The following is a 23458-nucleotide window of genomic DNA, read 5'->3' on the forward strand; positions in this document are numbered from 1 at the left end:
TCCAATGCGTCGCAGTAGGCGCGCAGCAACATCGCCTCGTGCCAGTCGCCGGCCTGCTCACGGAGCGCTTCGGCGAACCGAGCCTGCACAGCCTGCTCCCTCGCCTCCGTCCTGGCCGCTTTCCACCGGACCTCGTGGTCCGCCTTGGCTCGCTCCTCCTCCGCAGATCTCTCCGTCCAAGACCGACACCGAGCGACTCCTGCTGGTCAGCCCGGAACTCGCCGACGTCCTCAGCACCATCATCAGTCGGCTGCGTCGCCCCAGCGGGATGGTTCCGCTGGTGGCCGCCTACGACGTCCGTGAGAAAGTCCGGAACCCGCCGATGCCACTGCTGTTCCAGCGTTGCGTCGGCTCCGAGCACCGCGCTTTCACACCGACCGCGATCCGCAAACTGTTGATCAATGCGCTGGCCGCGACCGGGCTGACCAACGCCGACGGTGAGGCACTGTTCTTCTCTCCCCACGACTTCCGGAGGATCTTCGTCACTGACGCCATCATGAACGGACTGCCCCCGCACATTGCCCAGGTCATCTGCGGTCACAAGAACATCGACACCACAATCGGATACAAGGCGGTCTACCCTGCCGAGACGATCGAGGCCCACCGAGCCTTCATCGCCCGCCGACGAGCCTCCCGCCCCGGGAAGGAGTACCGCATCCCGACAGAGGAGGAGTGGGACGCCTTCCTCTCCCACTTCGAGAAGCGGAAGGTGTCCATCGGTACATGCGCACGCGCCTTCGGATCCCCTTGCATCCATGAGCACGCTTGTGTCAGATGCTCGCTCCTCCGGCCTGATCCAGCCCAACGGTCACGGCTAACTGACATCCGTGACAACCTGATCGCCCGGATCGCTGAGGCGGAGCGGGAAGGATGGCTGGGCGAAGTCGAGGGCCTCCAGGTCAGCCTCACCGGCGCGCAAGGCAAGCTGGACCAGCTCGATGCCGAAGCAGCCCGCCGACCCTCCACAGTCGATCTCGGCATGCCGACCTTCGCCGACGTCGCCATCCGCACCACCACTACGTCGACGGACCAGCACCGTCCCTGAAATCCATGGTCGCCACGAAGCTGAACTGCCTACGCTCCAACCCATGCGAACTGTCTTCGTGTTTCCCGCAGGTGAGCGAGCTGCGACCGTCGCCTCGCTCAATCGGCATCTGCCCGAGCAGCGCAATCCATGGACTCTGCACGGCAACCTCTACATCGACATCGACGATGAGCAGACCGGCTACCTCTTCTCCGATTGGGATCCCGAGGATGTGGCGATCCTCGAAGCGGCTGTCGGACATCACCCCACTTGGGCGGTGCAGATCGACATCTCCGGGCGGATCGACGGCACCGCAGAGGTTCACCGAATGATCGCGCTGTTGCTTGAGTATGGAGGCGTGGCAACGGACGACTACACCCCCCACCCTTGGACCTTGCCGGAAATCCTGTCTGGAGCGGTGATCGACGGCCTGCGGTTCTTCGACTTCCGCGGCTACCACGAGCTCAACCGGGAGCACGGGCGCTCCTGACCCTGTCCGCTGCTCCCTCCTGCGCCTCGACCCCGCCCAGCGCGGCCGCCTGGTGGAGATCCGCGACAACCTCCTCGACCGGATCGCCGAAGCCGAGAAAGAGGGTTGGCTCGGCGAAATCGAGGGCCTGCGCGTCAGCCTCGCCGGCGCCGAATCCGGAATCGACCAGATCGACTCCGCGCCCGGCAGCGTGGCGATCAACCTCGGCATGTCGCGCAAGGCCCCGGCTCACCCCGCCCAGAAGGAGGGAGCAGGGTCGCTGAGACGATCGCGGGATGATCAGCAAGGAGATCCGGTTCGATTGCCGGCACCGTGGCGACAGGGGTCCGCTCGTGGTCGTCCCTCACATCGACGGAGCACCACTCACCGAGCTGATCGATGAGTACGAGATCTCGGCCGGGATGCAGCCTGCAGGTGATGCCTACGGTGGTCTGATTCCGGAGTTCTTCCGGTTCGGCCCGATACAGGACCACTTCCTCGGACTGTCCACTAGCGCGATGGGGCCGAAGACCCCCGTCCTCGGTTGTGAATGCGGTGAGTGGGGGTGCTGGCCGCTCATGGCCCACATCACCGCGACAGCGGATCTCGTAATCTGGAACGCCTTCGAGCAACCCCACCGCAAGACCCGCGACTACGTGGCATTCGGTCCGTTCCAGTTCGACCGCCACCAATACGATGACGCCTTGCAGGCCCTGAGCGCGGTGATCGGCTCCGCCGCCGACGACACGAGCGCATGAGCACTGCCGTCAGTCCGTCTTGCCGCACATGGAGTCCAGGGGCGGAGGCCAGCGGCGGGGGACTCGTCCTCACCCGTCGGCGACGGGCAAGTCGTGCCACCAGTGACCGCATCCGCCGGAGCAGAAGCGTTCGCGGCGCCGTTCGTCTGCGACCGCGAGGACCTCGACCAGTAGCCGGAACGCCTTGCGTCGTTCGTCGACAGGGGTGAGGCCGGCGATCTTCCCCAGTTGCTGGTCGATCGGGCCGCAGGTGATCAAGGCCGCCGGGGTGTGCGTCGGGCGCAGCCCGGCACGTCGGATGCTCTCCGGTCCGTCTTCGGTGACGGCGCGCGCCTGCACGCAGTGGTGGCGCAGGAACAGGAGTATCTTGGCCTGCTCCTGCGGGCTGTGGGTGTCGAACCACTCGATGCCCTGTGACATCGGGCGCAGTCCTTGGGCGAGTTCGTTGAGGATGATGTCCCGCTCGGTCATGATCAGCTCCCGCAGGCCAGCGAGGCGAAGACCTCAGCGGTCTCGTCGACGAAAGCGCACAGTTGCTGCACGGCCTGCCGACAGTCATGCGGGTCGAGAGCCGCCACGGCCCGGACTTCGAGCCATCGGTCCCAGGGACCGGCCGGGGCAAGGAACCGTGTCGTGTACTCGGAGCCGAGAATCTCATCGAGGTACAGAAGCGTCCCAAGGACGACTGCCTGGTCGTAGTCGAGGTCGGGACGCGACAAGTAGTGATCAAGGTATGCGCTGAGCAGTTCGGCATCCGCTGCAGTACCGAACTTCGCAAGGGCGACGCAGTATGCCGCGCCCGCATACGGCCCCTCGCTGGCCAGCAGGAGCCGGCCTATGAGCTCGCGGAACTCGGACCTGTGGGCCGCAGCAACCAGCCAAGCGGCAGTCTTGCGCTCGCGCCATCCACCCTCGAAGAGAACGCCGAGCTCCGCCGGAGTGATTTCGTACGCAGCCTGAGCCAGATCCCGCACAAACGCGGAGCGCTCGACCGGGCTCAACCGGAAAACGCTCCCGCCCAACCGAAGGTATCGCCGATCAGGCGTGACGAACCGCCGAACCAGATCCTGCAACTCGGGATCGCTCCGGACATCACGCATAGCCGCATCCTGGCCCGGGACGGTACTCATGTGCCACAGGTTTGCCGACTGCCTCAACAGACCGTAGTTACTGGTTCAGAGAAGCCTGTATCCACTGCCCGATGCTCTGGCCCGAACCCGCTCAGCGTGACCGACTCGTCGATATCCGAGCCGACCTCCGAGGATGGCTCGGGGAAGGCGAAGGACTTCTATCGATCTCGCCGGGACCGAGGACAAGCTCGTCCAACTCAACCGGCGATGCGCAACCGGCGTTAGCGTCGACCTCGTCGTGCCATTCCTCGCGAAGACCATGGCTCGTACCACTCCAGGAGAACGCTCTTGATCGTTCTCGAACCTCAGGACGCCTCCGGTCGGGCGGCTTCGGCTTCCAGCTCCGTCAGCCGCTCTGCGGCGAAGCGGATACCTGCGTCCTGTGCCTGGCGCAGGGCTCGTTCCGCGCCCGCGGTGTCGCCGCGTTGCAGGCGGAGGGCAGCGAGAGTCAAGAGGAGGTGCGGGTCTCCCTGGCGGATGGCTGGGAGCAGGAGCTGTTCGGCCGCCTCGCGCTCTCCACGGGCGGCGCAGGCGCGCGCGAGAGCTTCGATGAGGGGCACGGAACGAGCGGCCAGTTCCTCAGCTTGGCGTGTTCTTCCCGTCGCCTCCAGGATGCGGACGAGATCCGCCTCCGCGCTCGGGTCCCCCTCCTGGAGTATGCGCCGATAGAGCCGTTCCGCTCGTTTGAGCTCGCCTTCCTCCTCCCGCAGTCTGGCAAGCTCTGGCAAGGCGTGGCCCACGCCGAGGTTGTAAGCCCTCCAGAGAAGGCCAGCGGCCGATCGATAGTCACCCTTGCTACGACGGATCATGCCCAGACCACGCAGAGCATTCGTCTCACCCATGGACACGGCAATCTCGCAGAAGCGTTCGGCGCGGGCCGTGTCACCCTCCTCCTCATACACCCAGGCGAGTTCGCGCGGAGCGTTCGTGTCGCCCGACTTCATGGCATGTAGGAACACCTCGATTGCCCGAGGCGTGTCCGTGTACCTATAGGTCCAGGCAAGCCCGGTGAAAGCTTCGCTGTTGCCCGCTTCGAACGATCGCGTCGCGAGGTGGAGGGCGCGCTCGTGGTGGTCGCAATCTGCCAACCAGCGAGCCTGGTACTCGACGGCCCGGGCTCCGAAGAAGCCGCGGTCGAGGACTGCCTCGTAGAGCCGCTCCGCGGCCGTGTCGTCTCCGCGCTGGGACAGGACGGACGCGAGCCCCGCTGCAGCGTCGAACCTGCCGCTGGATTCCACGGCCTTCCGGTACCAACGTTCTGCCTCGTCGAGCAGTTTCGCACGCTCGTACCGCCAGGCCAGGTGGACTTGAGCCTCGGCATCGCCGAGATCGGCGGCCAACTCGAAATAGGACAGAGCATCCTCGCCCTTGCCGCGGTCCTCGAGCGATAGGGCGAACGTGGACAGCGCCGCGCCCTCGCCTTCCTCTGCCGCCGCCATGGCCAGGGCCTCGGCGTCCGCCCTCATGCCACGGGCCAAGGCTGCGCGGCTCAGCGTGACCTTGTCCCCCGCGCTGGCGGCATGTCGTACGGCGGCGGACCAGAACCCCTCACCCGGGCATTCCAGTTGGCGATGCCTTCTCGCGTGCAGTTCGACGAAGTCCGAGAGTCGATAATGGCTCGGTTCCGGTAGGTCCGGCAGAGATGGGCCCGGGGCCGGCGTCAGAGGCCCACGTACACCACGACACGGAGCTGACAGGTACTCCACCGCTCGCGTGAACCAGTCGGGCCGTGCCAGGTCGCGTTGTAGCGAGGTGAGGTACACCGCGGCAGCGTTCTCGAGGAAGGCATGCGGGAGATCGAGGCCGTGGCCCAGCCGACGGGCGTCCATGGCGGCCTGCAACACTGCGCGGGCGGTGGGGGATCCCGTCTCGTAACGCTCCAACTGGGCCGGGCCACCGGCCAGGTACTGGATAACATGTCCGCTCTCGGCGAGGCGTGCTGCCTGCAGCATCCGTTCATCGGCGGCCTCGGGCCCCACGGTGAGAGCGGTGAGCTCGTCCTCACTGAACGTTTCCGGTACTCGGATCGGGCACCTGGCCAGCAGGGATTTCGTCTGTGCGCGTTCGTCCTGTGGCGCGGTGGTCATCGTGGCCCAGTGCTCGTGCCAAGCCGTACCGAGGACGAGCACTGGTACGCATCGGGCGCTTCGAAGCAATCCCGTCAGCCTGGAAGCGACCTGCTCGTCCCGATCGGTGTCGCCGGAGAGGAGGTAGCGGTTGATCTCGTTGAGCCACAGGATCGTTCGAGGGCCTACCAAGTCGATCGCGGCGAGCAGGTCCTCAGGGGCAGCCGGATGCCACAGTCGCCACTCTCCGGGCAGCCGCTGAATCGCCTCCCATGCCGCTCGCGTCTTCCCCGTGGAGGAGTCTCCAAGAAGCACCTTCATGATGCTTCGCCCTGCGAGGGCCTGGTTCACGGCGCTGCCGAGTTCATCGTCGAAGGGCCTGCGGAAGTATGAGGGCAGTGGCCCAGCATCGTCAGTGGCGTGGTCGACGATGATCGCCTCGTGGACCTCCAGGTCGAAGGGGTCGGCGGCGGCGATTGGGATGCCCGGACGGTCCAGGCCGCCCGCGCTCTCCGTGGGCGAGAGCTCTCCCAATGCTTCGCGGTCGCAGAACCGGCGAGCCGCTTCGTCTCCGAAGTAGCGGGCCACGATGAGCGGCCGACTACGCAGCAGGATCCCCAGGTGCTCCGCGTCCCAGATCTCACCGAGAGACAGTCCCGGATACCGATCCTGGTAGTCGTGGACCAGATCGCGCACTTGGGTGCGCGTCCCCCTGCACGAAGTGACGATGACCAGGCGCGCCACGCCCTGAGGGCGCGGACCGTGGACGAAGGTGTCCAGCGCCTTCTTGGCGTTTGTGTCCGTGAACCGGGTCACTTGCTTGACTTGGAAGGCGTGCCAGCCGCCGTCCGGTGCACGCCCGACAATGTCGACACCGCCCTGCGCCTGCCCGGGCGTTCCGTAGCGGTGGCACGGCGACAGACACTCCACCGCCTGCACGAGTTCGCAGACCAACCGCTCGAAGTCGTCCCCAGGGCATGTCATGGAACGGGAGGAAATCGATCTTCTTGTCGATTACCACGGGCTGTCGTGAGGACCGCACTGAATTAACCCCCGCTCGATCCATGCGCCAACGTGCGGTTCACAGGCTAGACGAGGGGACTGACGCGTCGCCGACCATGACAGCTCGCGGTTCAAGGCACCCCTCTGACCAGCGGCAAATCGCCATAGAAGGCATCTTGGCTGGGGAGAATCCGGGGAGAATGAAGGCCCGTTGGGGAAGTAGCTGGGGAGAATCGGGCGCATCAACTGGCAGCACGGCGGAAGGGCCGGAAAACGGATCGCCGAAGGCCACACACCCTCTGCAGCCAGTTTCCGCAGGTTGGTGCCGCGAGGGCGACGACTTCAAGAAGCTCTCTTCGCCTCCGCCTGCGCGACTCGTCGTCGACGTACTACGACCTTTGCCCGCCCGGCCGAACCCTCCGGTCGATCAAAATCCGAACCGCACACAGGCCAAAGTTCAGCACTTGCCCCTCACTCCCCCATTCCCTCTGGTCAGCACCCCGTTGACGTCACCAACGGAGGAAGGACCTGGGCGCTCCACCCATATGGCGGAGCATGGCTTCTCAGCACCATGGAATTCCCGGCACCCATGCCTTACAGCCCTACCCGTCAAACCGCCTGACCAGCGACGCAACACACCTGACGCCCCATCAGAACGAGCGTCAAATGAGCATCACGGGCGTCATTTCGGCGTCAAGATATCGCTCGTAACGCCCACACCGCACATAACACGCACGCGCGAAACCGCAGGTCAGGCGCCCTTCGCCACCGGTTCCAGGATCGCCACGCACTCCACGTGGTGCGTCATCGGGAACAGGTCGAACGCCCGCAGCGTCCGTACCCGGTACCCGCCCTCCTTGAAGTACGCCAGGTCCCGCGCCAGCGCCGCCGGATCGCAGGCCACGTACGCGATCTTGCGGGCGCCCAGTGCCGACAGCTGCTGGACCGTCTTCTTGCCCGCGCCCGCGCGCGGCGGGTCCAGGACGATGAGGTCGACCTCCGTGATGCCGGTCCGCGGCAGGACCGCCTCGACCTTGCCCTGCTCGATGCGCACGCGGTCGAACGCGGCCAGGTTGTGCCGGGCGTCCTCCACCGCGCGCTTGCCGGACTCGATGCCGAGGACCGCGCCCTTGTCGCCGATGCGGTCGGCGAGGGCGCCGGCGAAGAGGCCGACGCCGCAGTACAGGTCGAGCGCCATGTCGCCCTTGCGCGGCAGGAGGCCCTGCATGACGGCCTTGACCAGGGTGTCGGCCGCCATCGGGTGGACCTGCCAGAAGCCGCCGCTGCCGACCCGGTGCGTACGGCCGTCGGCGCGCTCGCGGACGAAGCCGCGGCCGTGCACCCGGTGGATGCCGCCGTCGTGCTCCTCGACCCGCATGACGGAGACCGGCTTGTCGAGTTCGACGAGGGGCAGGCGCGCGCCGGGCTTCGGTTCGAGGATGACCATGCGGTCCTGCGAGCCCGTCGCGGCGATCGCCTCGACCGACTCCATGCCCGCCCAGTCGCGCTCCTCGATGCCCAGCTCGGAGATGCCGTCCGCGGCGATCATGCAGTGCTCGATCGGCTCGACCTCGTGCGAGCGGTGGCGGCGCAGACCGGCGTTGCCGTCCGCGTCGACCGCGTACTGCACGCGCGTACGCCAGGAGGGCACCTCACCGGCGGGCAGCTTGTCGCCCTCGGCCGGCATCACCGTGCCGTCCCAGCCGGCCTCCTCCGGGGTGAGGCCCGCGAGCCGCTGGAGCTGCTCGGTGATGACCTCGCCCTTCAGCCGCCGCTGCGCGCCCGGCTTGGCGTGCTGCCAGTCGCAGCCGCCGCAGCGCCCGGGGCGGGCGTAGGGGCACGGGGCCTCGATACGGTCCTTGGAGGCCTCCAGGACCTCGACCGCGTCGGCGCGCAGGAAGCGCGAGTCCTCCTCGCCCTCCGTCACCCGTGCGATCACCCGCTCGCCGGGCAGCGCGTGCCGCACGAAGAGGACCTGGCCGGCGTCGGTACGGGAGACGCAGTGCCCGCCGTGCGCGACGGGGCCGATCTCGACCTCGTACTCCTGCCCCACGAGCGACCCCGCCGGCGTTTTCTTCGGTTCTGCCTGCATGGCGGGGTGACTCCAGATGCGAAAGGGGAACGAACGGCCACGACGGCCGGACAACAGCCCACCAGTCTACGTCGCCACCGCCCGAGCGCTCACCACACACCGCTCGGGCACTCACCACACGCCGCCCGAGCACTCACCACACACCGCTCGGGCACTCACCGCACACCGCTGGGGCACTCGTCGCCCATCGCTGGGGCACTCGCTGCACGCCGGTGGGCCCCTCAGCGCTTCGGCGTCGTCGGCTCCTTCGGCCGGTGCTCCGCCGGGCCGCGTCGCACCGAGCCCGGGGCGGTCCACTCCGAGCGCCTGCGGGCCCGCTTCTTGGCCACCTCGGAGGACTCCAGCTGGTAGGGCACGGACGTCACCATCACGCCCGGCGTGAACAGCAGGCGCCCCTTGAGCCGCAGCGCGCTCTGGTTGTGCAGCAGGTGCTCGTACCAGTGCCCGACCACGTACTCGGGGATGATCACCGACACCACGTCGCGCGGGGACTCGCGGCGCAGCCCCTTCACGTACTCGATGACCGGCCGGGTGATCTCGCGGTACGGCGAGTCGAGGACCTTCAGCGGCACGGCGAAGCCGCGCCGCTCCCACTCGTCCCGCAGGGCCTTCGTCTCGTCCGGGTCGACGTTGACGCTGAGCGCCTCCAGGGTGTCGGAGCGCATCAGCTTGGCGTAGGCGAGGGCGCGCAGCGCCGGCCGGTGGATCCTGGAGATCAGGACGACGGAGTGGACGCGGGACGGGCGCAGGCTGTCGTCGGACGGGCCCTCGGGCGCGGCGATCTCCTCGGCCACCCGGTCGTAGTGCTTGCGGATCGCGGACATCGTCGCGTAGAAGATCACCATGCCGAGCAGCGCGACCCAGGCGCCGTGCGTGAACTTGGTGCCGAGGACGACCACCAGGACCAGCCCGGTGAAGAAGGCGCCGAACGCGTTGATGGCGCGGGAGCGGACCATGTGGCGGCGCTTGGCCTGGTCCTTCTCGGTGGCCAGGTGGCGGTTCCAGTGCCGGACCATGCCGGTCTGGCTCAGTGTGAAGGAGACGAACACACCGACGATGTAGAGCTGGATGAGGCGGGTGGAGTCCGCGCCGTAGATCCAAATCAGCAGGATGGCCGCGCCGGCGAGCAGCACGATGCCGTTGGAGAAGGCGAGCCGGTCGCCCCGGGTGTGCAGCTGGCGCGGCAGGTACCGGTCCTGCGCGAGGATCGAGCCGAGCAGCGGGAAGCCGTTGTACGCCGTGTTCGCGGCCAGGAAGAGGACGAGCGCGGTGGCCGCCGCGAGCACGATGAACAGGAAGCTGCCGTCACCGAACACCGCTTCGGCGACCTGGGAGATCACCGGGTTCTGGACGTAGCCGGAGCCGACCGCGACACCGTTCTCCAGCAGGTCGTCCGCCGGGTGCTCGGCCATGCGCACCTTCGTCGCCATGGCCAGGGCGATGATGCCGCAGAACATGGTGACGGCGAGCAGGCCCATCATCGCCAGCGTCGTCGCCGCGTTCTTGGACTTGGGCTTGCGGAAGGCCGGGACGCCGTTGCTGATCGCCTCGACACCAGTGAGCGCGGCGCAGCCGGAGGAGAAGGCGCGCAGCAGCAGGAAGACGAGAGCCAGGCCCGCGAGCCCCTGGTGCTCGGGCTTGATCTCGTAGCCGGCGGTCGGCGCCCGCATGGTGTCGCCGAGGACGATCCCGCGGAACGCGCCCCAGGCGATCATCAGGAAGACGCCCGCCACGAACACGTACGTCGGGATCGCGAAGAGCTTGCCCGACTCGCTGACCCCGCGCAGGTTCATCAGCGTGAGCAGCACGATCACGGCGACCGCGCACAGGACCTTGTGCTCGACGACGAACGGGATCGCGGAGCCGAGGTTCTCGATGCCCGAGGCGATCGACACGGCGACGGTGAGGACGTAGTCCACGAGCAGCGCGCTGGCGACGGTGAGACCCGCCTTGGGGCCGAGGTTGGTGTTGGCGACCTCGTAGTCGCCGCCGCCACTGGGGTAGGCGTGCACGTTCTGCCGGTACGAGGCCACGACGGTGAACATCAGCACGACGACCGCGACGGCGATCCAGGGACTGAAGTGATAGGCCGACACGCCCGCGATGGACAGGACGAGCAGCACTTCTCCCGGCGCGTACGCCACGGAGGAGAGCGGGTCGGAGGCGAAGACGGGGAGGGCGATGCGCTTCGGCAGGAGTGTCTCTCCGAGCCGGTCACTGCGCAGTGCGCGCCCGATCAGGATCCGTTTGGGCACGTCGGTCAGTTTGGACACGGTGAGGATCGTAAGCGCTCGAACAGGCCCCCGCCCACCCTCCCCCGCCCACCGGAGCGCCCGATCGGCAGGTTCCGTGACCGCGATCTGCTCTATGAGTGAAATACGGTGCGCGCCCGCTTATGTAATCGCTGGCCGGACGCATCCCCATGCCTATATGAAAAAAGCCAAAACTTTGCCGCTCTTTGCCCATTCATGGAGGTTCCATGCACGCCACCGCTGAACTCATCGGCGCCGCGGCCGGACTTGTCGGCCTCGGGATCCTCACCCTCGCCAGCGTGCGCAGCATCGGCCGCCGCTGAACACCGTGGCATCGTGGGCGGATGTGCACAGGGGTGCCGCGGACGGACCGCGCGTGTGTAGCTTGGGCGTCGGTCTGAGACCCTGTTTCAGCCTGAGCAGTAACTTTTCACACCGGAAGGACGGTCGTGCACATCGTCATCATGGGCTGCGGCAGAGTGGGTTCCGCTCTCGCCCAGACCCTGGAGCAACAGGGGCACACGGTCGCCGTGATCGACCAGGACCCCACCGCCTTCCGACGACTGGGCTCCGGATTCGGCGGCCGTCGTGTGACCGGTGTCGGCTTCGACGGGGACACCCTGCGCGAGGCGGGCATCGAGGAGGCCGGCGCCTTCGCCGCCGTCTCCAGCGGCGACAACTCGAACATCATCGCCGCCCGGGTGGCCCGCGAGATGTTCGGCATCGAGAACGTGGCGGCGCGCATCTACGACCCGCGCCGCGCCGAGGTGTACCAGCGCCTGGGCATCCCCACCGTCGCCACCGTCCGCTGGACGGCCGACCAGATGCTGCGCCGGCTGCTGCCGTCGGGCGCCGAGCCGCTGTGGCGCGACCCCACCGGCGGGGTGCAGCTCGCCGAGGTGCACGCGTCGACGGCGTGGGTGGGCCAGCGGATCAGCCGGCTCCAGGAGGAGACCGGGGTGCGCGTGGCCTTCCTCACCCGGCTGGGCGAGGCCGTTCTGCCCAGCTCGCAGACGGTGCTGCAGGAGGGCGACCTGGTGCACGTGATGATGCGCACGGATGCCGTCGACAAGGTCGAGGCGTTGTTCGCCGAGGGCCCCGAAGAGGAGAGCGGTCACTGATGAGGGTCGCCATTGCCGGTGCCGGCGCCGTGGGCCGCTCGATCGCGGGCGAGCTCCTGGAGAACGGGCACGAGATCCTGCTGATCGACAAGGCGCCGACCGCCATCTCGGTCGAGCGCGTCCCGATGGCGGAGTGGCTGCTGGCCGACGCCTGTGAGATCACGTCCCTGGACGAGGCGGCGCTCCAGCGCTGCAACGTGGTCATCGCGGCCACGGGTGACGACAAGGTCAACCTCGTCGTCTCCCTGCTCGCGAAGACCGAGTACGGCGTCCCGCGGGTCGTCGCCCGCGTCAACAACCCCAAGAACGAGTGGCTGTTCAACGAGTCGTGGGGGGTGGACGTCGCCGTCTCGACCCCCCGCCTGATGTCGGCCCTGGTCGAGGAGGCGGTGAGCGTCGGCGACCTGGTCCGCCTGCTGCGCTTCAGCCACGGCGACGCCAACCTCGTCGAGTTGACCCTTCCGCCGGAGTCCGCCCTGGCCGGTACCCAGGTCGGCGACGTGGCCTGGCCCGAGGACACCTCCCTGGTCACCATCATCCGCGGCACCCGGGTGCTCACCCCGACCCGCGAGGACTCCCTGGAGGCCGGCGACGAACTCCTGTTCGTAGCGGCCCAGGCCCGCGAGGAGCAGTTGGAGGACCTGCTGTCGGTCCGCCGTGAGGACGCGACGGGCTGACACCGGGACGTACGGCCGACCGGCCGGCACCGGAACACACGAGGAAAAGAGGGGGCGCCCGGATTTCTCCGGGCGCCCCCTCTTTCTCCTCCTACAGCCCTAGTCGGCGGACCGGGCGGCGGCGCGCCGCTCCTTCTCCGCCTTCTCCTCGGCCTCCAGCTCGGCGAAGACGTCGATCGGCGGCGGAGCCTTCGCGAGGAAGACCCAGGTCAGCCAGACCGCGAGCAGGAAGGGCGGGATCTTGAGGGCGATCAGGACCCAGCCGAACTGGGTGGTGTCGGCCCACCAGTAGAGCGGGAAGAGGATCGCGCACTTGGCGAGCAGGATCAGGCCCCACGCGTAACTGGCCTTCGCGTACGCCTTCTTGCGGCCCGGGTTGCGCGTACGCCAGGAGAGGTTCTCCTTGAAGACCGGACCGAGGATCAGGCCGATCAGGGGGACTCCGGCGAGCGTGGTGATGAGATAGGCGAGGGCGAGTCCGAGCGTGTACAGCATGCCCGGCAGATAGAAGTCCTTCGCGTTGCCCGTCATCATCGCGAAGACCACGCCGAAGGCGACACCGAAGACACCGCTGAACGCGTGCTTGACGGTGTCCTTCATGACCAGGCGGACCACGACGAGCAGGATCGACACGCCGAGGGCCGCGATGGCCGCCGAGTGCAGGTCCTTGTTGATCGTGAAGATCGTGACGAAGAGCAGGCCCGGCAGGACCGTCTCGATCATGCCCCGCAGACCGCCGAAGGCCTCGAAGAGGGCCGCCTCGGTCACCGCCCGCGAGTCCTGCGCGTCCCGCTGGGCGTCTTCGGTCGGCTTGTCGAGCGACGTCACCGGCTACTCCCGTCCGAGGGGTCTGAGTTCGTATTTCGGATTGAACAGCACACGGCGGCCCCGGCTCATCGAGATCCGGCCCGACGCCATCAGTTTGCGTCCCGGTTCTATCCCCACGATGGAACGCCTGCCGAGCCACACCACGTCCAGCGCGGCCGAACCGTCGAACAGCTCGGCCTCCAGGGCCGGGACACCGGCCCTCGGACGCAGCGTGACCGTGCGCAAGGTACCAGTAACCGTGACCACCTGCCGGTCGTGGCAGTCACCGATCCGGGTACATCCCGCGGTCTCGGCGTCCTCGCGCAGCTCCTCCGACTCCAGGTCCTCCTGGGAGGAGGAGAGCCGGTCGATCATGCGCCGGAACCGGCCCGCCGGCTTTTCGGAACGAGGGACAGCACTCATGTCACAAAGCGTACCGGGAGGGCGCCGTCTGCTACGTACCCGTCGTACTAGCGCTCGAACCGGTACCCCATCCCCGGTTCGGTGACGAAGTGCCGGGGATGCGACGGGTCCGCCTCCAGTTTCCGGCGCAGCTGGGCCATGTAGACGCGCAGGTAGTTCGTCTCGGTGCCGTAGGAGGGGCCCCAGACCTCCTGGAGCAGCTGTTTCTGGCCGACCAGGCGGCCCGTGTTGCGCACCAGCACCTCCAGGAGGTGCCACTCGGTCGGGGTGAGGCGTACGTCGCGGCCGTCCCGGGCGACCTTCTTGGCGGCCAGATCGACGGTGAAGTCCTCCGTCACGACGATCACGTCGTCCTCGCCGCCGGTGGGCTCGGCCCGGCGGACGGCCGCCCGCAGCCGGGCGAGCAGCTCGTCCATGCCGAAGGGCTTGGTGACGTAGTCGTCGGCGCCCGCGTCGAGCGCCTCGACCTTCTCGTCGGAGGAGTGCCGGGCGGAGAGGACGAGGATCGGTACCCGCGTCCAGCCGCGCAGCCCCCTGATCACCTCGACGCCGTCCATGTCGGGCAGACCCAGGTCGAGCACGATCACGTCGGGGTGCCGGGCGGCCGCGAGCTGCAGCGCGGTGGCGCCGTCGGGGGCCGCGTCGACCTCGTACTTGCGTGCCTTGAGGTTGATCACGAGGGCTCGGGTGATCTGCGGCTCGTCGTCGACCACGAGGACGCGGGTCATGAGGCCTGCCTTTCCGGTTGTGCGGGTTCCGCCGCCGCCGCGAGGGCTGCCGGGCGTGCGGGGCGCGCTCTGAGGGTGAGGACCATGGTGAGGCCGCCGCCCGGGGTGTCCTCGGCGTCGAGGGTGCCGCCCATGGCCTCGGCGAAACCGCGGGCGACCGCGAGGCCGAGGCCCACCCCGGCGCCGCGCGGGGCGTCGCCGTAGCGCTGGAAGGGGGCGAAGATACGGTCCTTCGCCTCGTCCGGGACACCCCGGCCCCGGTCCACGACCCGCACCTCCACCCGGTCGCCGAGCGTGCTGGCGGCGACGAGGACGCGTTCGTCCGCGGGGCTGTACTTGACGGCGTTCTCGACGATGTTGGCGACCGCGCGCTCCAGCAGGCCCGGGTCGACCGCGACCATGGGCAGGGTCTCGGGGATCTCCAGCTCGACGCTGTGCTCCGGCACGCCGCCCAGCGCCATCGGGACGACCTCGTCCAGGTCGATCTCGCGGATCAGCGGGGTGACCGTGCCGGTCTGCAGGCGGGACATGTCGAGCAGGTTCCCCACCAGGTGGTCGAGCCGGTCGGCGCCCGCCTCGATGCCCTCCAGCAGCTCCGCCTCGTCCTCCTGCGACCAGGCCACGTCGTCCGACCTGAGGGAGGACACGGCGGCCTTGATGGCGGCCAGCGGTGTCCGCAGATCGTGGCTGACGGCGGCCAGCAGGGCGGTACGGATGCGGTTGCCCTCCGCGAGCGTGCGCGCCTGCTCGGCCTCCTTCTGCAGGCGTTTGCGGTCCAGGACGACGACGGCCTGGGCGGCGAAGGCGGCGAGCACCCGGCGGTCCTCGGCGGGCAGCACCCGGCCGGAGAGGGCGAGCGCGGTGTGGTCGCCGACCGGCATGTCGACGTCGGCGGCCTCGGGGAGCGCCGGCGGGTGCGGGCCCACGCTGCCCGCGCAGGTCCACGGATCGACGTCGCCGGCCCGTTCGAGCAGGGCGACCGACTCCATGCCGAAGGTCTCGCGGACCCGCTCCAGCAGGGCGTCGAGGCTGGTCTCGCCGCGCAGGACGCTGCCCGCGAGGAAGGAGAGGATCTCGGACTCGGCACGCAGCCGGGCCGCCTGGTGGGTGCGGCGGGCCGCCAGGTCCACCACCGACGCGACCGAGATGGCCACGCCGACGAAGATCACGATGGCGACGATGTTCTTGGGGTTCGAGACGGTCAGCTGATGCAGCGGCGGGGCGAAGAAGTAGTTCAGCAGGAGGGAGCCGAAGGCCGCCGAGGCGAGCGCCGGGAGCAGTCCGCCGAGCAGGGCCGCCGCCACGGTCAGCGTCAGGAACAGCAGCATGTCGTTGGCGAGCCCGAGGTCGGCGTCGGAGTTGATCAGCAGCAGCGCGAGGACCGCCGGGCCGACGACGCCCACCAGCCAGCCCGCGATGATCCGGGACCGGCCCAGGCGCGCTCCCCGCGCGACCGGCAGACCGCGCCCCTTGCCCGCCTCGTCGTGCGTGACGATGTGCACGTCCAGGTCGGGCCCCGACTCGCGGGCGACGGTGGCGCCGACGCCGGGCCCGAACACGTACTGCCAGGCCTTGCGCCGCGAGGAGCCCAGCACGATCTGGGTGGCGTTGACGCCGCGGGCGAACTCCAGCAGCGCGGACGGGACGTCGTCGCCCACGACGTGGTGGAAGGTGCCGCCGAGGTCCTCGGCGAGGGTCCGCTGGACGGCCAGTTCCTTGGGTGAGGCGGAGGTCAGTCCGTCGCTGCGGGCGATGTAGACGGCGAGCACCTCGCCGCCGGCGCCCTTCTCGGCCAGCCGGGCGGCCCGGCGGATCAGCGTACGGCCCTCGGGGCCGCCGGTCAGGCCGACGACGATGCGTTCGCGGGCCTGCCAGGTGGAGCGGATGCCGTGCTCGCCCCGGTACTGCCGCAGGTACGCGTCGACGCGGTCGGCGACCCACAGGAGGGCCAGTTCGCGCAGGGCGGTGAGGTTCCCGGGACGGAAGTAGTTGGACAGGGCCGCGTCGACCTTGTCGGACTTGTATATGTTGCCGTGCGCCATCCGGCGGCGCAGCGCCTGCGGCGACATGTCGACCAGCTCGATCTGGTCGGCCCGCCGCACCACCTCGTCCGGGACGGTCTCGCGCTGGCGCACGCCGGTTATCGACTCGACGACGTCACCGAGCGACTCGAGGTGCTGGATGTTGACCGTCGAGACGACGTCGATGCCGGCGGCCAGCAGTTCCTCGACGTCCTGCCAGCGCTTGGCGTTGCGCGAACCGGGCACATTGCTGTGCGCCAGTTCGTCCACCAGGGCGACGGCCGGGCCGCGCGCCAGGACGGCGTCGACGTCCATCTCGGTGAAGGCGGCGTCCCGGTGCGCCAGCTCCTTGCGGGGAACCTGCTCCAGGCCGTGCAGCATCACCTCCGTACGCGGTCGGCCGTGGTGCTCGACGAAGGCCACCACGCAGTCCACGCCCCGCTCGAGGCGGCGGTGCGCCTCGGACAGCATCGCGTACGTCTTGCCGACGCCCGGTGCCGCACCGAGGTAGATCCGAAGCTTGCCGCGTCCCATGGCCTCATTGTCTTCCCGAACACCCCGTGCACGCCGATCAGACCTTACGGCCGGCGATCGGGACGAAAGGGGCGGGAGGCCCGGGTACGGGCCTCCTTGACGGAACCCTGACGCCGGGCCCTGGCCCGGGCGGGCTCCGACGCCAGGGACGTCAGCTCTCCACGACCCCGCCGTCGCTCAGCTCCAGGACCCGGTCGGCCAGGTCCAGCAGGGCCGCGTCGTGCGTGGCGACGAGCGCGGTGACCCGCTCGCTGCGGACGACCGCCCGCAGCAGCTCCATGACCCCGATGCCGGCCTCGGCGTCGAGCCGGCCGGTGGGTTCGTCGGCGACGAGGAGCGCCGGGTCGTTCGCGAGAGCGCGGGCGACGGCGACGCGCTGCTGCCGGCCGCCGGAGAGCTCGCCGGGCCGCTGGGCGGCGTGGTCGGCGAGTCCGGCCGGCGAGAGCAGCAGCTCGACGCGCTCCTCGCGCGCACGCGGGTCGGTCCGGCGCAGCCGCATGGGCACGCCCACGTTCCCGGCGGCCGCCAGGACGGGGACGAGCCCGAAGGACGGGAAGACGAAGCCGATGCGGTCCCGGCGCAGTTCCAGCAGCCCGTTCCCGCCGAGCCCGGAGAGGTCGAGCCCGAAGAGGTCGAGCCCGGAGAGGTCTAGCCCGTCGACGGTGATGCGCCCGGCGTCCGGCTCGTCGAGCCCGCCGACGGGGTTCAGCAGGGTGGTCTTGCCCGACCCCGAACGCCCCTTGAGGGCGAGGAGTTCACCGCGCGGGATGTCGAACGACACCCCGCGCGGGGCGTGTACGGCGGTGGTGCCGCTCCCGCACGAGCGGTGGACGTCCTCGACCCGCACCATGGTGTCCGTGCCGACCGCATCCGTGCCGTGCCGTGCCGACCGCGTCCATGCCGATCCGAGTGCTCATGCCCCTCCCCCGTGGACCGGGCGCCGGTATCACCGTCCGGCGCCCGGACCTGCAACGGTTCAGCTCGGGTTGTCGCCGTGCGTCAGCGTCTCCCAGGCGACGAACAGGTTGTTGCCGCCCGCCGGGCGGTTCCGCGCGGTCAGCAGCTCGGTGTTGGTCATGGCGTGCCCGAGCCGGTTGTGCAGGGCGTTGTGGCCGACCTCGGTGACGGGCCCGAGCCCGAGGTGCAGCGAGCCGCCGCACAGCCAGCCCGGGACCGCCTCGCCGAGCTCGTACTTCGCCTGGAGACCGAGCGCGTGCCGCAGCCGCTCGCCGACGTCGGTGCCGTACAGGTCCTGGCCCTGGATGCGGCTGGTCTCGGCGATGTGCGAGATCGCCGAGATGCCGTATCCGGTGTGGGTGAGGTCGCGGCAGGTCTCCTGGGTCAGCCCGTTGACGAAGGTGTACTGGCCCTGCCAGTAGGCGACGATCTTCTGCGTGGTGTCGAGGTTCTGGCTCGGCACGGTCTTCGGCAGCGCGCCGTCGGAGGAGAGGTAGACGTAGGCGGCCGTACGGGTACGGAACTTGGCCATCGCCTTGTCGTACGAGGCCTTGTCCTCCAGGAAGACGGAGATGCCGACGGCGGCCTCCATCATCGACAGCTCCCAGTTGCCGTTGGAGTTCGAGCCGTTGACGACCTCGGGCAGGTAGACGTCGCGCAGCATCGCCGAGAAGCGGCCGGAGTCGGCCCAGCCGCCGTCGTACGTGTACTTGATGATCTCGGCGGCCTTGGGCCAGGAGGAGCCGGCCCAGCCGGTCTGCAGCGGCGCGTTGCTGTTGGTGTGGTCCCTGATGGTCGCGGACCAGGCGTCCATCAGCTCGATCGCCTTCTTCGCGTACCGGGTGTCCCGTGTGACGTACCAGGCGAGCGCCTGGGTGTACGCGGCGATGGCGTCCTCGCGCTCGTCCCTGCACCCGTTGTCGGGGTTCGAGTACGAGCCGCACTCCACCACCGCGCGCGGCTTGGCGGTACGCGTGAGCGAACCGTACTTGCTCGACAGCATCTGGTCGTAGGCGCCCTTCCAGGGCTGGGCACCGGCGTTGACCTGCTGACGGGCGAAGTCCAGCTGGCCGCGGGAGACGGTGACCCCGGGGTGCGCGAAGACGGCCGGGGCCGCCTCGGCGGGCTGGGCGGCGGGCCAGGCGAGGACGCCGGCCAGCAGGGCGGTGACGGTGGCGAGCAGCGCGGGACGGGAGGCCCCGAGGCGGCGTGCGGGAGTCGGAGCGGTCGGCGACATGGGGGGCCATCCGTTCTCGTACGTGAACACGGAATGCCTTTATGAACACAGGCGTTGGCCGGTGACCATAGGTACAGACCATGTCCGCGTCAAGAGAAGGAGCGGCGGTCGCCGACGCCCCGCCCGGGCGCCCTCAGGACACCGAGTCCGGCGGCCGGTCCCGTCAGGCCTTGACCGTGAAGCCGTGCTGCCGGCCGAGCCTGCTGAGCGTGGTCTGCCCCGGGATGCCGTTCGCGTCGCCGCCGCTGAAGCCGTAGCGGCGCTGGAGGGCCGCGTACGCCTCCACGGTCCTGGTGCCGAAGGAGCCGTCGGCCCACCGGGCGGGCAGCAGCCCCTCGGCCACCAGGGCCTTCTCGACGACCAGGACGTCCTTCTTGTGCGTGGTGCCGCCCTGGGGCAGGCCCGGGTCGCGGCGCGCGGCGGCGATCAGGTTGCTCAGGTCGACGACGGGCTTGGCGGGCGTGGTGCCGCTGCCGGGCTCGACCGGGGCCGCCGCGAAGAGCGCGGCCTTGTCGATGTCGCCCGGGTCCCAGTGGTCGTTGCCCGGGATGTTCGCGTGGCCGTAGTGCCCGCCCTTGCTCATCCACACCGTGCGGGGGCGGTTGGTCGCGTCGGCGCCCGAGGTCGCGAGGCGCCCCGCCGGGAAGGTGTCCGGGATCTTCCAGGAACGGATCGCGGCCATCATGGCGCGGTAGTTCGGGCCCGGCTTCCAGGTCTTGGTGAACGGCTTGGCGGCCCGTCCCAGCACCTCGATCTGGATGCAGACCTTGCCGACGCGGTTGGTGCGCGTCGACCCGTCGTTGCGCAGCGCCCGCGCGCTCTGGTTCAGCGGGCCGAACTGGCCGAGCCGGTCGGTCGTCGGGTCGTACAGCAGGTGCGGCTCGGCGGACACACTGATCAGGTGCGCCGACACCGCCGTGAAGGCCGCGTCGCCCGCGCCGCTCTCCGTGGTGTGCCAGACGACGCGGCCCGGGACCGACGGAAGGTCCATCGCGCCTCCGATGCTCCCGTCACCCAACCGCTGGGCCTTCTCGATCCAGTTCGTGCTCATTGCGCATCCCCCATGATTGACGGCGATCGACAAGTCGGGTGTGGCACGCGGGAGTTGACGGCCCCGCCCCTTCCTCGCCACGCCCAGGGTGACGCAGCGTAGCCGCTTTCGGGTTGCAGTTTGCTTCTTTCTTCACTCATTCGGCCCACGTGTCGGAACCCGAAAAGCGTGCATGTCCCGGCATGGAGGGCAAAAACGCGCACAGACCGAGTGTTTCGACCGCGACGGACGGCCGTCCCCGCGCCGTCCCGGCACGTGATCCGCCCGGCCCCCGCCGCCGGGCTCCCACCTGACGCACACGGACCGTTACACATGGTCACGGCTTGCGAACCGCCCGCCGGACCGGGCTGGAGGGACCGGATGGGCTGGACGGGCTGGACGGGCTGCCGGGCTGCCGGGCTGCCGGGCTGCCGGGCTGCCGGGCTGCCGGGAACGACGACGGGCCGCACCCCCGAGGGGATGCGGCCCGTCGTGCACTTCCCTGTACGCGGCTCCGTGTACGCCTAGCGGACCTCGGTGATCTCCGGCCCGCGCTGCAACTGCCCCATGCCGCCGGAGAAGCGGGAACCCGCCTGCTCCTCCTGCTGCACACCCTCCGCGACCATCTGCGCGTCGTCGGGCAGTTTCAGGACGATCGGGTCGCGCGGGGCCATCGGGCCCTCCCCGCGGACCACCACGGTGTCCCGGAAGATCTGCTCCAGCAGACCGGCGGCCTGCGGCTGCACCGCGCCCTGCCCGGAGATCACTCCGCGCAGGAACCAGCGGGGCCCGTCCACACCGATGAACCGGACGACCTGGAAGCCGCCGGTCCCGTCCGGCAGCTGCACCGGTACCTGGGCGCGCAGCTCCCAGCCCAGCGGACCCTCGACCTCGTCGATGACACCGCCCTGCTGCGTGATGCCGGTGGCGATCTCCTCGCGCACCTCGCCCCAGATGCCCTCCCGCTTGGGAGCGGCGAAGGCCTGCAGTTGGACGGCGCTGTCCTTGAGCACCACGGTGGCCGCGACGATCGCGTCGCCCGCGACCTCCACCCGGAGCTCCATGCCGTCGACCCCGGGCACGAAGAGACCGCCCAGGTCGACCCGGCCGTCGGCCGGGTCGCGCACCTCGGTGCTGTCCCAGGGACCGTCGGGGCGCGGCTCCGGCTCGAGCCTCACGCGCTCGCGCTCCGTCCCGTCCGCCTCGCTGTCGACACCGTCGACGACCTGCCCGGCCTCGCCCGCCGCGTCCTCGGCGGCGCTGCCCTTCTTGCGACGTCCGAACACGTCACTGTCCTTCCCGGTCGGATACGACCGAAGCGTATCGATTCCCACCCGATGTGCCGCCCACCGCGGCATGACCGCCGGTGGACCCGAAGCCCCCTGCGGCCCGCGCCGAGTCGGGGAGTTCCAGAACCTCCTGGAAGCGCACCTTCTCGACCTGCTGGACGACCAGTTGGGCAATCCGGTCGAAGCGCTCGAACCGCACGGACTCGCGCGGGTCGAGATTCACCACGATCACCTTGATCTCCCCACGGTACCCGGCATCAACCGTCCCCGGGGCATTCACGAGGGCGACACCGCAGCGGGCGGCGAGCCCGGAACGGGGGTGCACGAAGGCCGCGTACCCCTCGGGGAGCGCGATGCACACCCCGGTGGGGAGCACGGCCCGTTCGCCCGGCTCCAGCACGTGGCTCTCGGTGGTGCGCAGGTCCGCGCCCGCGTCGCCGGGACACGCGTATTGCGGAAGGGGTACGTCCGGATCGACACGCTTGATCAGCACGCCCAGGGGGGCCTGCGCCGAGGTCACGGGTTCACCTCGAAGGCACGGGCACGGCGGACCGTGTCGGGGTCGTCCATGGCCGCCCGGATCTCCTCCTGGCGGCCGTTGTCCACGAAGTGGTCGACCTTCACCTCGATGAAGAGGGCGTCCGCACGGACGGCGACGGGTCCGTCGGGGCCGCCGATGCGTCCGGTGGCGGTCGAGTAGATCTTGCGCCCCGCCACCGCCGTGACCTCGGCCTCCAGGTGCAGCACGGTGCCCACGGGCACGGGCCGTACGAAGTCGGTCTCGAGCCGGCCGGTCACCGCGATGGTGCGCAGCAGCCAGTTCAGCGAGCCGAGGGTCTCGTCGAGTGCGCTGGCCAGGATTCCGCCGTGCGCGAGGCCCGGTGCGCCCTGGTGCGCGGGCCGCACGGTGAACTCGGCGGTGATCCGTACGCCGTCGCCCGCCCGGGACTCCAGGTGCAGTCCGTGCGGCTGTCCGCCGCCGCAGCCGAAACACTGCTCGTAGTGCGCGCCCAGCAGCTCGCCCGGGGCCGGGGCGTCGGGATGGCGCACCGGCGCCACGGCATCGGCAGGGGGCCGCAGGGCCGAAGATGTACCACTCACAGGCGCAGACCTTACCTCCGCGTCGGAGGCCGGTACGCACCGTGGCAGGCTTGGCGGTATGCAGCCTTCCGCCCCGCCGTACGAAGAACGTCTCACCACACCGCGCTCCTGGTGGCTCGTCTGCCTGCTGGTGGGCATCTCGATGGCCCTGATCCTGCTCCCCTTCGGCACACTGCCGCTCCTGGGCGGCCTGGTCGGCGGCACGGCGGTGGCGGCGGTGGTGGCCAGTTCGTACGGCTCCGCGCGGATCCGGGTGGTGGGCGGCTCGCTGATCGCGGGCGAGGCCCGGATCCCCGTCACCGCCCTGGGCGAGGCCCACGTCCTCGACGCCGAGGAGGCCCGTGCCTGGCGCACGTTCAAGGCCGACGCGCGTGCCTACATGCTGCTGCGGGCCTACATCCCGACGGCCCTGCGCGTGGACATCACCGACCCGGCGGATCCGACCCCGTACGTGTATCTGTCGACGCGCGACCCCGAGGGCCTGGCGACGGCACTGACCGCGGCACGCACGGCCGCGTAGGCGTGCGGACGTACGGCCGCACAAATATGCGGCCGTACAGACATACGGATCCGAACCCGTTTCCGGTCGATTTTCTCCCGAGCGGCTCGCACTCGGCCCGTACTCGCCCCGCGCTCGTCCCGAACTCGCATTCGCCTACGTGATGTCGTCCGCGTATTCGTACGAAAGCTTTTCCTGCCGTGGGCCGGAACTTTGCCCGCGGGCGCATTTCCGGCTGTGG

General features: G+C 69.5%; 21 protein-coding genes. 6 read left to right on the plus strand and 15 right to left on the minus strand.

The annotated features are described in order from the left end of the window. Window positions 1-280: 280 nt before the first annotated feature. From QFZ75_RS10445 to QFZ75_RS10455, 3 genes are all read left to right on the plus strand, one after another. Entirely contained in the window at window positions 281-1045 is a 765-nt protein-coding gene (locus QFZ75_RS10445; protein ID WP_373465837.1) for a tyrosine-type recombinase/integrase, read from the plus strand. Window positions 1046-1088: 43 nt separating this feature from the next. Further along, on the plus strand, window positions 1089-1514 hold the full coding sequence (locus QFZ75_RS10450) for a hypothetical protein (RefSeq protein ID WP_307535833.1): 426 nt from the start codon (window positions 1089-1091) through the stop codon (window positions 1512-1514). Between the two features lie 275 nt (window positions 1515-1789). Further along, window positions 1790-2251 carry a hypothetical protein gene (locus QFZ75_RS10455; RefSeq protein ID WP_307535835.1) on the plus strand — a complete coding sequence of 154 codons (462 nt, stop codon included), beginning with the start codon at window positions 1790-1792 and terminating at the stop codon, window positions 2249-2251. Between the two features lie 69 nt (window positions 2252-2320). Here the strand turns inward: QFZ75_RS10455 and QFZ75_RS10460 are convergent, their stop codons facing one another. The 5 genes from QFZ75_RS10460 to QFZ75_RS10480 form a co-directional block, all read right to left on the minus strand. After that, window positions 2321-2722 carry a DUF5958 family protein gene (locus QFZ75_RS10460; protein ID WP_307535837.1) on the minus strand — a complete coding sequence of 134 codons (402 nt, stop codon included), beginning with the start codon at window positions 2720-2722 and terminating at the stop codon, window positions 2321-2323. A 2-nt stretch (window positions 2723-2724) separates the two neighbouring features. Continuing rightward, the gene (locus QFZ75_RS10465; protein ID WP_307535839.1) at window positions 2725-3381 is read right to left on the minus strand and encodes a DUF6000 family protein; all 657 of its coding nucleotides are present in this window, start codon (window positions 3379-3381) and stop codon (window positions 2725-2727) included. 305 nt (window positions 3382-3686) lie between these two features. Continuing rightward, a complete protein-coding gene (locus QFZ75_RS10470) occupies window positions 3687-6431 on the minus strand; it encodes a lipopolysaccharide assembly protein LapB (protein ID WP_307535840.1) in 2745 nt (914 codons plus the stop codon). A gap of 769 nt (window positions 6432-7200) precedes the next feature. Further along, window positions 7201-8541 (minus strand): class I SAM-dependent RNA methyltransferase, encoded by a 1341-nt coding sequence (locus QFZ75_RS10475; protein WP_307535843.1) that lies wholly within the window; start codon window positions 8539-8541, stop codon window positions 7201-7203. A gap of 221 nt (window positions 8542-8762) precedes the next feature. After that, on the minus strand, window positions 8763-10814 hold the full coding sequence (locus tag QFZ75_RS10480; protein WP_307535845.1) for an APC family permease: 2052 nt from the start codon (window positions 10812-10814) through the stop codon (window positions 8763-8765). Between the two features lie 428 nt (window positions 10815-11242). On the opposite strand from QFZ75_RS10480, the gene QFZ75_RS10485 reads away from it, so the two are divergent. Both QFZ75_RS10485 and QFZ75_RS10490 read left to right on the plus strand, forming a co-directional pair. Continuing rightward, window positions 11243-11914: a TrkA family potassium uptake protein gene (locus tag QFZ75_RS10485; protein ID WP_307535846.1), complete on the plus strand. Its 672-nt coding sequence runs from the start codon at window positions 11243-11245 to the stop codon at window positions 11912-11914. Further along, window positions 11914-12591 (plus strand): TrkA family potassium uptake protein, encoded by a 678-nt coding sequence (locus tag QFZ75_RS10490; protein WP_149515218.1) that lies wholly within the window; start codon window positions 11914-11916, stop codon window positions 12589-12591. Before QFZ75_RS10485 ends, QFZ75_RS10490 begins: the two co-directional genes overlap by 1 nt. Window positions 12592-12690: 99 nt before the next feature. Here QFZ75_RS10490 and QFZ75_RS10495 read toward each other — a convergent pair whose 3' ends face one another. The 10 genes from QFZ75_RS10495 to QFZ75_RS10540 all read right to left on the minus strand — a co-directional run bounded on the left by QFZ75_RS10495 (window position 12691) and on the right by QFZ75_RS10540 (window position 22718). After that, window positions 12691-13419: a DUF3159 domain-containing protein gene (locus QFZ75_RS10495; protein WP_307535848.1), complete on the minus strand. Its 729-nt coding sequence runs from the start codon at window positions 13417-13419 to the stop codon at window positions 12691-12693. A 3-nt stretch (window positions 13420-13422) separates the two neighbouring features. Continuing rightward, window positions 13423-13821 carry an OB-fold nucleic acid binding domain-containing protein gene (locus QFZ75_RS10500; protein WP_307535850.1) on the minus strand — a complete coding sequence of 133 codons (399 nt, stop codon included), beginning with the start codon at window positions 13819-13821 and terminating at the stop codon, window positions 13423-13425. Between the two features lie 47 nt (window positions 13822-13868). Continuing rightward, window positions 13869-14549 (minus strand): response regulator, encoded by a 681-nt coding sequence (locus QFZ75_RS10505; RefSeq protein WP_307535852.1) that lies wholly within the window; start codon window positions 14547-14549, stop codon window positions 13869-13871. Further along, complete coding sequence (locus QFZ75_RS10510; protein ID WP_307535854.1) at window positions 14546-17104, minus strand: sensor histidine kinase KdpD; 2559 nt, start codon at window positions 17102-17104, stop codon at window positions 14546-14548. Before QFZ75_RS10510 ends, QFZ75_RS10505 begins: the two co-directional genes overlap by 4 nt. A gap of 151 nt (window positions 17105-17255) precedes the next feature. Continuing rightward, window positions 17256-17954, minus strand: a complete 699-nt coding sequence (locus QFZ75_RS10515) for an ABC transporter ATP-binding protein (RefSeq protein ID WP_307535856.1) — start codon at window positions 17952-17954, stop codon at window positions 17256-17258. 126 nt (window positions 17955-18080) lie between these two features. Beyond that, window positions 18081-19298, minus strand: a complete 1218-nt coding sequence (locus tag QFZ75_RS10520) for an alginate lyase family protein (RefSeq protein WP_307535858.1) — start codon at window positions 19296-19298, stop codon at window positions 18081-18083. A gap of 163 nt (window positions 19299-19461) precedes the next feature. Next, the gene (locus tag QFZ75_RS10525; RefSeq protein WP_307535860.1) at window positions 19462-20349 is read right to left on the minus strand and encodes a peptidoglycan-binding protein; all 888 of its coding nucleotides are present in this window, start codon (window positions 20347-20349) and stop codon (window positions 19462-19464) included. A 503-nt stretch (window positions 20350-20852) separates the two neighbouring features. Next, window positions 20853-21614 (minus strand): DUF3710 domain-containing protein, encoded by a 762-nt coding sequence (locus QFZ75_RS10530; RefSeq protein ID WP_307535862.1) that lies wholly within the window; start codon window positions 21612-21614, stop codon window positions 20853-20855. Window position 21615: 1 nt separating this feature from the next. Continuing rightward, window positions 21616-22137 (minus strand): dUTP diphosphatase, encoded by a 522-nt coding sequence (gene dut / locus QFZ75_RS10535; protein ID WP_307535864.1) that lies wholly within the window; start codon window positions 22135-22137, stop codon window positions 21616-21618. After that, window positions 22134-22718, minus strand: a complete 585-nt coding sequence (locus QFZ75_RS10540; RefSeq protein WP_307535865.1) for a PaaI family thioesterase — start codon at window positions 22716-22718, stop codon at window positions 22134-22136. Before QFZ75_RS10540 ends, dut begins: the two co-directional genes overlap by 4 nt. A 58-nt stretch (window positions 22719-22776) precedes the next feature. Between QFZ75_RS10540 and QFZ75_RS10545 the strand changes: the two genes are divergently transcribed. Continuing rightward, on the plus strand, window positions 22777-23238 hold the full coding sequence (locus tag QFZ75_RS10545; protein WP_307535866.1) for a DUF3093 domain-containing protein: 462 nt from the start codon (window positions 22777-22779) through the stop codon (window positions 23236-23238). Window positions 23239-23458 lie beyond the last annotated feature (220 nt).

It is taken from the genome of Streptomyces sp. V3I8 (assembly GCF_030817535.1).
In the GTDB taxonomy this organism is placed as follows: domain Bacteria; phylum Actinomycetota; class Actinomycetes; order Streptomycetales; family Streptomycetaceae; genus Streptomyces.